Origin of the sequence: Shewanella subflava (assembly GCF_025971955.1) — a bacterium.
Taxonomy (GTDB): Bacteria; Pseudomonadota; Gammaproteobacteria; order Enterobacterales; family Shewanellaceae; genus Shewanella; species Shewanella subflava.
In genome coordinates this window covers 53,334-65,203 of record NZ_JAPDMX010000026.1, presented here as the reverse complement: position 1 = coordinate 65,203, position 11,870 = coordinate 53,334, and the positions used below count along the sequence as shown (strand labels likewise).

Sequence of the window (11,870 nt, the reverse complement as noted above, 5' to 3'; positions counted from 1 at the left end):
CTTACTTATCGTGATGAGTATTATATGGGTCAGTCGCAATAAAAAAGGCGACTCATCAATGAGTCGCCTTTTTATTCAGCAAATAATCAACTTATCTGGTGATGTTTTTCTTGATGGTTTCAACCACTTTCAACTGTGCTATAGATTTAGCCAATTCAATGGTTGCCGCTTCATAGTCGAAGTCTACACCTGCATTAGCAATTTTCTCTTCTGCATGGCGTTTAGCTTCTAAAGCAGCTTGCTCATCAATATCATCGGCACGCAATGCAACATCAGCAAGAACAGAAATTGAAGCCGGCTGCACTTCCAGGATACCACCTGAAAGATACAATACTTCTTCACTGCCATCTTGCTTGATCATGCGCGCCATGCCAGGTTTGATCTTTGTTAACAAAGGGGCATGATTAGGCATAATACCTAATTCACCTTCAGCACCCATAACTTCAAAAAAAGTTACTTCGCCGTGGTATAAGCTATCCTCTGCACTAACAATATCAAGTTTGACTGTCATGGCTGCCATTGAGCTCTCCTTAAAGAACTAAGCGTTACGGCCTAGTTATTTCTTCTTGTTAGCTTTCTCGACAGCTTCGTCGATTGAACCAACCATGTAGAACGCTTGCTCAGGGATGTGATCGAACTCACCATCCAAGATGCCCTTGAAGCCACGGATTGTGTCTTTAAGAGAAACGTACTTACCTGGAGAACCAGTGAACACTTCTGCTACGAAGAAAGGTTGAGATAAGAAACGCTCAATCTTACGTGCGCGGTATACAGTTGTTTTATCTTCGTCAGATAATTCATCCATACCCAAAATAGCAATAATGTCTTTCAGCTCTTTATAGCTTTGTAAAACCGTTTTCACGCCGCTAGCAACATCATAATGCTCTTGACCAACAACTTGTGGATCTAACTGACGAGAAGTCGAATCCAATGGGTCAACCGCTGGGTAAATACCTAGCGAAGCAATGTTACGAGACAGTACAACAGTCGCATCTAAGTGAGCGAAGGTTGTTGCTGGTGACGGATCCGTTAAGTCATCCGCAGGTACATATACCGCTTGAACAGAGGTAATAGAACCAGACTTAGTTGAAGTAATACGTTCTTGTAGAACACCCATTTCTTCAGCTAGTGTAGGCTGGTAACCTACTGCAGATGGCATACGACCAAGTAGTGCTGATACTTCAGTACCGGCTAAGGTATAACGGTAAATGTTATCTACGAATAACAGTACGTCACGACCTTCGTCACGGAATTTCTCAGCCATTGTCAAACCAGACAATGCTACACGTAAACGGTTTCCTGGAGGCTCGTTCATTTGACCATAAACCATGGCTACTTTGTCGAGTACACCAGAATCTTTCATTTCGTAGTAGAAGTCGTTACCCTCACGAGTACGCTCACCAACACCAGCGAATACAGAAAGACCAGAGTGAGCTTTAGCGATGTTGTTAATCAGTTCCATCATGTTAACTGTTTTACCAACACCAGCACCACCAAACAGACCTACTTTACCACCTTTAGCGAAAGGACAAACAAGGTCGATAACCTTGATACCTGTCTCTAAAAGCTCAGTCGTGTTTGATTGATCTTCATATGAAGGAGCTGCACGGTGAATTTCATAACGCTCTTCTTCACCAATTTCGCCCGCTTCATCAATTGGCTCACCCAATACGTTCATAATACGGCCAAGGGTTGCAACCCCTACCGGAACAGAAATTGGTGAACCTGAGTTTGCTACCTCTAGACCACGACGCAGACCATCAGAAGAACCCATAGCGATGGTACGAACTACACCACCACCTAGTTGCTGCTGAACTTCCAGCACCAAACCATTACAGGCGCCTTCACCTGTGATCTTCAGAGCGTCATATACCTTGGGTACAGAATCTTGTGGAAACTCTACGTCCACAACCGCGCCAATTACTTGGACAACAGTACCTGTGCTCATGATTAATCCTCTAAACTTGATTTCGTTACCTAAAACCTAAACCGCTGCAGCGCCTGACACAATTTCCGACAGTTCTTGCGTAATCGCAGCCTGACGGGCTTTGTTGTAGACTAATTGCAAATCGTTGATTAGTTCGCCTGCGTTGTCGGTTGCCGCCTTCATTGCTACCATACGGGCAGCTTGTTCAGAGGCAATATTTTCAACAACGGCTTGATATACTTGTGATTCTATATAACGAGTTAACAATAATTCCAAAATTTCTTTTGGATCAGGCTCGTAAATGTAATCCCAAGGATACTTAGCAACATCTTCTTCCGATTTAGGCAAAGGTAGCAGTTGCTCGATCACAGGAGTCTGAGTCATGGTATTCACAAATTTGTTGAATACAATAAACAGACGATCCAATTTGCCTTCGTTGTAAGCTTTTAACATCACGCGAACGGTACCGATTAAATCGGCTAATTTAGGCGCATCGCCTAAACCTGATGCGTGGGCAGATATTTCACCACCAAAGCTTTTGAAAAACTGAACACTACGGGCACCAATTGGGCAAAACTCAATTTCTGCGCCTTGTTTTTTCCAGCTTTTCAGATCTGACACAACCTTTTTGAACAGGTTGACGTTCAAACCACCACAAAGGCCACGGTCGGTTGACACAACAATGTAACCAACCCGCTTGGCATCTCGCACCTCTAAAATAGGGTGTTTAAACTCGAGCTTACCTTGCGCGACGTGACCGATCACCTTACGCATATTTTCAGCATATGGACGGCTTGCTTTCATGCGTTCCTGCGCTTTGCGCATTTTGCTTGTCGCAACCATTCCCATAGCAGAAGTGATCTTCTGAGTATTTTTAATACTCGCGATCTGGGTTTTAATATCTTTAGCGCCGGCCATCTCTACTCTCCAATCTGGGACCTGAGGTGCCCACGGGCACCCCGTTCATTGTTACCAGGTTTGGGTTTCAATGAACTTGTCCATGCCTGCCTTTAACTCTTCTTCGATAGCAGCGTTATAATCGCCAGTAGCGTTGATGTTGTTCATTAGGTCAGCATGTTGACTGTTCATGTATGAAAGCAGAGCGGCTTCGAAGCGACCGACTTCATTTAAAGCAACACCTTTTAGGTAGCCTTTTTCAGCTGAGAAAATTGACACAGCTTGGGCAGCAACGCTCATAGGAGCATATTGCTTTTGCTTCATTAGTTCGGTTACTCGCTCACCATGCTCAAGTTGAGCACGAGTTGCATCATCTAAATCAGATGCAAACTGTGAGAACGCTGCAAGCTCTCGATACTGTGCAAGTGCGGTACGAATACCACCAGACAGTTTCTTGATGATCTTAGTCTGCGCTGCACCACCAACACGAGAAACAGAAATACCTGGGTTAACAGCTGGACGTAAGCCAGAGTTAAACAAGTCAGTCTCAAGGAAGATCTGACCATCGGTAATAGAAATTACGTTGGTCGGTACGAACGCTGATACGTCACCAGCTTGGGTTTCAATAATAGGTAATGCGGTTAAAGAACCTGTTTTACCTGTTACTGCACCTTTAGTGAACTTTTCTACATAGTGCTCGTTTACGCGTGAAGCACGCTCTAATAAACGAGAGTGTAGATAGAATACGTCACCTGGGTATGCTTCACGTCCTGGTGGACGCTTCAATAGCAATGAAATTTGACGGTAAGCAACAGCTTGCTTAGACAAATCATCATATACGATTAAAGAATCTTCACCGCGGTCACGGAAGTATTCACCCATTGAACAACCTGAATAAGGTGCTAAGTATTGTAATGCTGCAGCTTCAGAAGCTGATGCAACCACAACAACAGTGTTAGCTAATGCACCATGTTCTTCTAGCTTGCGAACCACGTTAGCAATGGTAGAAGCTTTTTGGCCTACCGCTACGTATACACACTTAATGCCAGAATCTTTCTGGTTGATGATTGCATCGATAGCCATCGCTGTTTTACCAGTTTGACGGTCACCAATGATCAATTCACGTTGTCCACGACCGATTGGGATCATGGCATCAACGGCTTTATAACCCGTTTGGATTGGTTGATCTACTGACTGACGTTCAATAACACCTGGAGCAATAACTTCAACAGGAGAGAAACCATCGTTGTCGATTGGTCCTTTTCCGTCAATTGGCTCACCTAGAGTGTTAACAACGCGGCCAAGTAGACCACGACCCACTGGTACTTCAAGAATACGACCAGTAGTTCTTACTTTTGCGCCTTCAGCTAAATTAGCATAAGGGCCCATTACTACGGCACCGACAGAATCACGTTCTAAGTTCAACGCGATTGCAAAACGGCCACCAGGCAGTTCGATCATTTCACCTTGCATTACATCGGCTAGGCCGTTAATGCGAATGATGCCGTCACTTACTGCAACGATAGTACCTTCGTTGCGAGCTTCACTAACGACGTCGAACTGCTCGATCCGCTGCTTAATCAGATCGCTGATTTCAGTGGAATTCAGTTGCATGCTCAAACTCCCAATTACGACTGCAGCTTGTCAGACAAACGCGATAACTTACCGCTTACCGAGCCATCAATGACTAGGTCGCCTGATTTAATTATCACACCGCCGATTAGCGATGGATCAATGCTGCAATTCAGCTTAACTTTGCGTGCGAGACGTTTCTCTAAAGAAACACTAATTTGCTGTTGTTGCTCTGCGCTTAGCTCAGTAGCAGAAACCACATCAGCTTCTACTTCTTTGGCCCACTCATTGCGGTATTCAGCAAAAAGTAGAGACACTGTAGGCAGTATCCCTAAACGACCGTTTTCAGCCATTACCTTTATCAGGTTTTGACCTTGCTCATTGACTTGCTCACCACATACTTTGATAAATAGTGAAGCTAGTTCTGCACTTGCTAGAGTGCCATCAAGCAATGGTTTCATTGATTCGTTTTCAGTCACCAATGAGGCGAAAGTTAACATTTCTGTCCAACTTTCTACTGCTTTATGTTCAACTGCAAAATCAAAAGCTGCCTTTGCGTAAGGGCGAGCGATGGTGCTTAATTCAGCCATTACTCAACTCCCTTATCAAATTTCAGCAACAAGTTTATTAACTATGTCACTGTGGGCGGCTGGGTCAATCGAACGTTCAAGAATCTTCTCAGCGCCAATAATGGCTAGAGCAGCAACTTGCTTACGCAAGTCATCTTTTACGCGATTACGTTCGTTCTCAATTTCTGCTTTACCCTGAGCGACAATTTTAGCCCGCTCAGCATCGGCTTCAGCTTTTGCTTCTTCAACGATTTGAGCTTTGCGCTTGTTAGCTTGCTCAATAATTTCGTTAGCAGTTGCTTTAGCGTCTTTAAGTTGCTCAGTAGCTTTCGCTTGAGCTAACTCTAGATCTTTTGCAGCACGGCCGGCATCAGCCAGACCATCAGCAATCTTCTTTTGGCGCTCTTCGATTGCATTCATCAACGGCGGCCATACAAACTTCATGCAGAACCACACAAAGAGCGCAAAAGATATTGCTTGGCCTAGCAGGGTAGCGTTAATACTCATAACGTCAACTCCTTACAGGGTGCTAGATTAGCCAAGTTGAGCTAAGAATGGGTTCGCGAATACGAAGAATAATGCAACACCAACTGCAATCATAGAGATCGCATCTAGTAGACCCGCTACGATGAACATCTTAGTTTGTAACGCTGGCGCTAGCTCAGGTTGACGTGCAGAAGCTTCTAAGAACTTACCACCTAAGATTGCGAAGCCGATAGCAGTACCTAATGCAGCTAGGCCAATCATGATAGCAACAGCGATTGCCGTAAAACTAATTACAGTTTCCATTTTATCTCCGATAAATATCTAATTATCAATGTCTAAATTAATGTTCTTCATGAGCCATGCTTAGATAAACAATCGTCAGCATCATGAAAATAAAGGCCTGTAGCACAATGACCAAAATATGGAATATCGCCCAAGGCACTGAAAGTGCGAACTGAGCCCACCAAGGCATAAGTGCAATCAGAATAAAAATCAACTCACCTGCATACAGGTTACCAAACAGACGAAGCGCCAATGAAATAGGCTTCGCAATCAAAGTCACTGTTTCCAAGACTAAATTAACTGGAATCAATAACCAATGATTGAAAGGTTGTAATGTCAGTTCCTTAGTGAAACCGCCAATACCCTTAACCTTGATACTGTAAAAAACAATTAACACAAACACGCTTAAGGACAAGCCTAAAGTGACGTTTAGATCAGTTGTTGGAACAATTTTAAGGTAAGGAACACCTAATAATCTGTTTGCGGCTTCAGGTATAAAGTCAATAGGGACTAGATCCATTAAGTTCATCAGGAAAATCCAGACGAAAATAGTTAAACCTAATGGTGCGATAACGGCATTACGACCATTAAATGAGTCTTTTGCAATTTTATCGACACCTTCCACACACATTTCAACAAAACATTGAAATTTGCCTGGCACACCCGTGGTTGCTTTTTTTCCTGCTTTGCGGAATAACCACAAAAACAAGACCCCAAGGCCTACTGAAAACAAAAGTGAGTCAATGTGCCAAGTCCAAAACCCGGCATCTTGACATGCATAGTTAAAAGCAACTCCGCCATCGGCAGAACACATTTTCGCATTAGTCAGGTGATGCTGGATGTACCCGGAAGCAGTTAGTGCTTCACCAGTTGTCGCCATGATTAATCTCACTTAATTTTGCTTGAAGTATAAAGGGACTGCCCAAGGTACTAATAATCCTAACGCGTAGGTTGCAAATAGTGGTGCAAACACCACATCCAACAGACCAAAAGCAATAGCAAACAATACAATGGTAAGCAGCAACTTTACCGCTTCCCCCAGAAAAAACGCTTGAACGACTTTTCCTGACGCACTTGCCCCCGCATGGGAAAAGGCTAGGGTTGCGAATACAAAATTAGGCAATACAGCAATAACACCTCCTGCAAAAGCAGAAAGCCCATACTGAAAGCCCCACAGAGCGAAAAGTAAAATTGAAGTTACCCCAACTATCGCCGCCTGAATGATCACTAATTTATAAGCTGATTTTCGGCCACGACGCGCTAAAACATTACTCAATTTTCTCTCTCCGCATTCGTGCTTTTTGCGGGCATAAGTCTAGATTAACTTTATTAACCCAGCCTTAACTTACAAAAAGCCTGCAAAGTATACCTTTTCGCGCTTTGTTTGCAACTTTGATGAGTGTAAAACAGCTATTTTAAAGGTGATTTGCATCTAGAACTGCGAAAACAAAAAATATAGCTGTGTCACAAACTTACTGATGAAATGAAATTTTGTTAAAATTTAGTGAATTTTATTGAGAATACCATCTAATTCAGCGAGGTTTTGGTAATTAATTACAATTTTTCCTTTGCCTTTAGCGCCATGATTGATAGCAACTTTAGCGCCTAATTTCTCAATTAACTGTTGCTCCAAGCGGCTTACATCGTGATCTTTAGGTGAAGTTTCAGGGGTTTTAAGCGGATTTAACGCTTTATTGACTAGTCGTTCTGTTTCACGAACAGTCATTTCTTTTGAAGCCACTAATCTGGCCAGATTGGTTTGCTCGTCGCCCTCAATAGCAAGCAGTGCACGCGCATGTCCCATGTCAATATCACCGTACTCTAATAAACGTTTTACCGGCTCATTTAAACTATTTAAACGTAATAAATTCGATACTGATACACGTGATTTACCAACCGCATCGGCGACTTGTTGGTGGGTTAATTCAAACTCGGTTAATAAACGCTGTAATGCGATGGCTTCTTCCATCGCATTCAAATCTTCACGTTGAATATTTTCAATCAAAGCGATTGCCACTGCGGCATCATCTGCAACCTGTTTAACTAAACAAGGGACTTTATCTAACTTAGCAAGTTGAGCGGCTCGCCAACGACGTTCTCCGGCAATAATTTCATATTTAAACTCAGAGACTTTACGTACAACAATCGGTTGAATAATCCCCTGAGAACGAATTGATTCAGCCAATTCTTCTAACGCTTCAGGTGACATATCCTTACGCGGTTGATATTTGCCAGGTTGCAATAAGTCTAAATCAAGATGAATTAATTCATTGTCGATTGTATTTTCAGGTTGCTGAGTATCAGATTTTCGACTTGCTGCATTGCTATGGCTCAGTAAGGCATCCAGTCCTTTACCTAAACCGCGTTTTTTTACCGTCATTGTTTAATCCTACGCTTCTTGAATGGGTGTTTGCTGTTCTGCGCGGCGAATAATTTCACCCGCTAAGGCCAAGTATGCCTTTGCGCCGGCACTGCTTTTATCATAATACATGGCGGGTGCTCCAAAACTTGGCGCTTCAGCTAAACGAATATTTCTAGGGATCACGGTGCGATACACTTTCTCACCAAAATGCTGTTTTAATTGATCTGACACATCATTTGACAATCGATTACGTGGGTCATACATGGTACGTAAGATCCCTTCGATTGTCAGCGTTGGATTAACCATCGCACCCAATTTGGTTATGGTATCAATCAACGCAGTAAGGCCTTCCAATGCATAATATTCACATTGCATAGGCACAAGTACTGAATCAGCTGCAGACATGGCATTTACCGTCAGCATGTTTAATGAGGGCGGACAATCAATGAAAATATAATCGTATTGATCCCTGATAGGGGCTAATGCATTTCGTAAACGGATCTCTCGGGCATAAAACTCCATTAATTTGATCTCAGCAGCAGTCACATCACCGTTGCCAGCAATCAGATCATATTTACCCGCAGTATTTTTGATCACTATCTCTTCAAAAGGTTTTTCTTCAACCAATAATTCATACGCAGTATTTTCGACTTCGTATTTATCAACTCCGCTGCCCATAGTGGCATTACCTTGAGGATCTAAATCAATCAACAACACTTTACGCTTAGTGGCGGCAAGTGATGCGGCTAAATTTACGCAAGTTGTTGTTTTTCCTACGCCACCTTTTTGGTTAGCTACGGCAATGATTTTACCCACAATGTCATCCTGTTTATGATTATTGATGTCCGGTATACGTATTTCGCTGGTGAGTATTACACTTTTACCAATTTTAATAAATGTCGCTGTTCTTCAAGTTTTGGTACTTCTAATGTAATGGTATCAACAAGTGTAAACTCTGCTGGTATTGCCGTGAGTTCAGCTGCAGTCAATTGACCTTTTAAGGCATAAAATAGGCCATTTTCTTTAGGTAAGTGATGACACCAATTCAACATGTCAGCAATCGAGGCGAACGCTCGGCTTAATACGCCATCAAACTTTTGTTCCGGTTGATAAGCTTCAACCCGACTTTCTATCGAGGTAAAGTTATTAATTTTTAACTCAAACTGTACCTGTTTTTGAAAACGGATCCGCTTCCCTAAACTGTCTAATAATACAAATTCTTTATCAGGATTTAAAATCGCTAAGGGAATACCTGGTAGTCCAGGGCCCGTTCCGACATCAATAAACCGCTGACCTTCAAGATAAGGGGATACAACCAAACTGTCCATCACATGGCGGATTAACATTTGTTCAGGTGAGCGCACTGAGGTTAAATTATACGCTTTATTCCATTTATTAAGCATTTCAACAAAGCCAACAAGTTGTTTTTGCTGTAATTCAGTTGCTGAAATGTCCATTTCAGCTAAATAATCACTAAGTTGAGCTGCTAACACAGATAATGCCTCTTTAATTTAACACGATAAGCTTCGTTATTATGAAGCCGTAAAAGCACTAAGGGAAGCCTTATGGCTCCCCTTATTATTGAGTTCGATCAGTTTGTTTAATTTTATGCCGTTTTTCTTAATAAACCGCGTTTTTTCAAATGCACCAACAAAATTGAGATTGCCGCCGGTGTAATACCCGAAATTCGAGATGCCTGGCCTACTGTATCAGGTTTATGGTTATTCAACTTCGCGATCACTTCATTTGATAACCCAGGAACCTCTTGATAATCCAGATCCAAAGGTAATAATGAGTTTTCATGTCGAATGGCTTTATCAACTTCATCTTGTTGACGTTGAATATAACCAGAATATTTAACCTGTATCTGCACCTGTTCTGCTGCGCGAGGATCTTCTAGTCCTGGACCAAAGCCTTCTAAAGACATTAATTTTGAATAATCCATTTCTGGACGACGCAATAAATCTTCAAATTTAGCTTCCCGTGAAATTGGGGTATTTAAATGTGGATTTAATACATCAAGTAACGGTGAATTAGGGTGTACCCATTGGCTACGTAAACGCTGCAGTTCTAATTCGATAGACTCACGTTTTTCACTGAATTTAGCCCAACGTTCGTCATCAACTAACCCAAGCTCACGACCTTTTTCAGTTAATCGTAAATCGGCATTATCTTCACGAAGTAGTAAGCGATATTCTGCTCGACTAGTGAACATTCTGTAGGGTTCTTTAGTGCCTAAAGTTGATAAATCATCAACTAAAACACCAAGATAAGCTTCATCACGACGTGGGCACCAGCTATCTTTACCTTGAACTTGTAAGCTTGCATTCATCCCCGCAAGTAAACCTTGTGCGCCAGCTTCTTCATAGCCAGTTGTACCATTGATTTGTCCAGCAAAGAACAACCCATTGATTGCTTTAGTCTCTAATGAGTTTTTAAGATCTCGTGGATCAAAATAATCATATTCAATTGCATAGCCAGGACGAACGATCTCAGCATTTTCCATGCCTTTGATCGATCGAACCAAATTCAACTGAACATCAAACGGCAAGCTGGTTGAAATACCATTTGGATAAATTTCGTTGGTTGTTAATCCTTCAGGTTCAATAAATATTTGATGTGAGGATTTGTCTGCAAAGCGGTGGATTTTGTCTTCAATCGATGGACAATATCTTGGACCAATGCCTTCGATAACACCAGAGTACATCGGACTTCTGTCTAATCCACCACGAATAATGTCATGGGTTTTTTCGTTAGTGTGCGTGATGTAACACGAAATTTGCTTAGGATGCTGGCTTACATCGCCCAAAAAAGACATAACAGGCAAAGGAGTGTCACCTTTTTGCTCTGTCATTTGGTCAAAATCTATGGTGTTGGCATCAATACGTGGTGGAGTACCGGTTTTTAATCGGCCAACACGTATTGGTAATTCACGTAAACGGTGAGCTAATGCGATAGCCGGTGGATCTCCAGCACGACCACCGCTGTAATTTTGTAAACCGATGTGAATTTTACCGCTTAAAAATGTGCCTGTAGTAAGTACTACAGCGGGTGCTTCAAATGCCAATCCCATTTGGGTAACTACACCAACAACTTTATTATTTTCAACAACTAAGTCATCTACAGCTTGTTGGAATATACGTAAATTAACTTGATTTTGAAGTATTTGTTGTATTTTTTGACGATACAAAGCGCGGTCAGCTTGAGCCCGTGTTGCTCGTACCGCTGGTCCTTTACTCGAATTTAATGTTCTAAATTGAATACCTGCGTAGTCAGTTGCAATTGCCATTGAGCCGCCTAAGGCGTCGATCTCTTTGACTAAATGACCTTTACCAATACCACCAATCGCTGGATTACAGGACATTTGTCCTAGAGTATCGATATTGTGCGTTAGCAATAAGGTTTTTGACCCCATTCTTGCAGCTGCAAGTGCCGCTTCAGTTCCGGCATGACCACCACCAACAACAATTACATCAAACCGTTCATGAAAATGCATCTTGGACCTACGTTAGCTAATTTTATTTATTCAAAAATAAAGGGAGTAAAAAGATTCTTCAGTTTGAGTCGATGATCAGTCGAGTTCAAATTGAGCAGATCATTTTAGCATTTGCAGGGCTGATCATGAAAGATCATTTTTGCTTGTTTGATCCAAAGTGGCTTGAGTAAAAGATCTTAAGATCTTTATATAGATCTTCTTATTATGTTTACTATTAAGATCGTCAATATCTGTGGGTAACGATAATTATTAATAATAATTAGTGTGTTACACGATCTT

The 11,870-nt window shown here is 42.0% G+C and carries 13 protein-coding genes; all 13 read right to left on the bottom strand.

Annotated features, from left to right (window positions below; translation table 11 throughout):
* Window positions 1–91: 91 nt before the first annotated feature.
* The 13 genes from OHT75_RS11480 to mnmG all read right to left on the bottom strand — a co-directional run bounded on the left by OHT75_RS11480 (window position 92) and on the right by mnmG (window position 11,591).
* Window positions 92–520, bottom strand: coding sequence for a F0F1 ATP synthase subunit epsilon (locus OHT75_RS11480; protein ID WP_264726726.1), 429 nt, complete (start codon window positions 518–520; stop codon window positions 92–94).
* Window positions 521–556: 36 nt separating this feature from the next.
* The gene (gene atpD / locus OHT75_RS11475) at window positions 557–1,948 is read right to left on the bottom strand and encodes a F0F1 ATP synthase subunit beta (protein WP_264726724.1); all 1,392 of its coding nucleotides are present in this window, start codon (window positions 1,946–1,948) and stop codon (window positions 557–559) included.
* Between the two features lie 36 nt (window positions 1,949–1,984).
* A complete protein-coding gene (atpG, locus tag OHT75_RS11470; protein ID WP_264726722.1) occupies window positions 1,985–2,845 on the bottom strand; it encodes a F0F1 ATP synthase subunit gamma in 861 nt (286 codons plus the stop codon).
* 51 nt (window positions 2,846–2,896) lie between these two features.
* Complete coding sequence (gene atpA, locus OHT75_RS11465) at window positions 2,897–4,438, bottom strand: F0F1 ATP synthase subunit alpha (protein WP_264726720.1); 1,542 nt, start codon at window positions 4,436–4,438, stop codon at window positions 2,897–2,899.
* Between the two features lie 14 nt (window positions 4,439–4,452).
* Window positions 4,453–4,986, bottom strand: a complete 534-nt coding sequence (atpH, locus tag OHT75_RS11460) for a F0F1 ATP synthase subunit delta (RefSeq protein ID WP_264726718.1) — start codon at window positions 4,984–4,986, stop codon at window positions 4,453–4,455.
* A gap of 15 nt (window positions 4,987–5,001) precedes the next feature.
* Window positions 5,002–5,472, bottom strand: a complete 471-nt coding sequence (gene atpF / locus OHT75_RS11455; protein WP_188843211.1) for a F0F1 ATP synthase subunit B — start codon at window positions 5,470–5,472, stop codon at window positions 5,002–5,004.
* A 27-nt stretch (window positions 5,473–5,499) separates the two neighbouring features.
* Window positions 5,500–5,754 (bottom strand): F0F1 ATP synthase subunit C, encoded by a 255-nt coding sequence (gene atpE, locus OHT75_RS11450; RefSeq protein ID WP_264726713.1) that lies wholly within the window; start codon window positions 5,752–5,754, stop codon window positions 5,500–5,502.
* 37 nt (window positions 5,755–5,791) lie between these two features.
* Window positions 5,792–6,613 carry a F0F1 ATP synthase subunit A gene (gene atpB / locus OHT75_RS11445; RefSeq protein WP_264726711.1) on the bottom strand — a complete coding sequence of 274 codons (822 nt, stop codon included), beginning with the start codon at window positions 6,611–6,613 and terminating at the stop codon, window positions 5,792–5,794.
* A gap of 12 nt (window positions 6,614–6,625) precedes the next feature.
* Window positions 6,626–7,009 carry an ATP synthase subunit I gene (locus OHT75_RS11440; protein WP_264726709.1) on the bottom strand — a complete coding sequence of 128 codons (384 nt, stop codon included), beginning with the start codon at window positions 7,007–7,009 and terminating at the stop codon, window positions 6,626–6,628.
* Between the two features lie 225 nt (window positions 7,010–7,234).
* Window positions 7,235–8,113 carry a ParB/RepB/Spo0J family partition protein gene (locus OHT75_RS11435; RefSeq protein WP_264726707.1) on the bottom strand — a complete coding sequence of 293 codons (879 nt, stop codon included), beginning with the start codon at window positions 8,111–8,113 and terminating at the stop codon, window positions 7,235–7,237.
* Window positions 8,114–8,122: 9 nt separating this feature from the next.
* Window positions 8,123–8,911: a ParA family protein gene (locus OHT75_RS11430; RefSeq protein WP_264726706.1), complete on the bottom strand. Its 789-nt coding sequence runs from the start codon at window positions 8,909–8,911 to the stop codon at window positions 8,123–8,125.
* A gap of 56 nt (window positions 8,912–8,967) precedes the next feature.
* A complete protein-coding gene (gene rsmG / locus OHT75_RS11425) occupies window positions 8,968–9,588 on the bottom strand; it encodes a 16S rRNA (guanine(527)-N(7))-methyltransferase RsmG (RefSeq protein WP_264726703.1) in 621 nt (206 codons plus the stop codon).
* A gap of 113 nt (window positions 9,589–9,701) precedes the next feature.
* Complete coding sequence (gene mnmG, locus OHT75_RS11420) at window positions 9,702–11,591, bottom strand: tRNA uridine-5-carboxymethylaminomethyl(34) synthesis enzyme MnmG (protein ID WP_264726702.1); 1,890 nt, start codon at window positions 11,589–11,591, stop codon at window positions 9,702–9,704.
* Window positions 11,592–11,870: the final 279 nt, after the last annotated feature.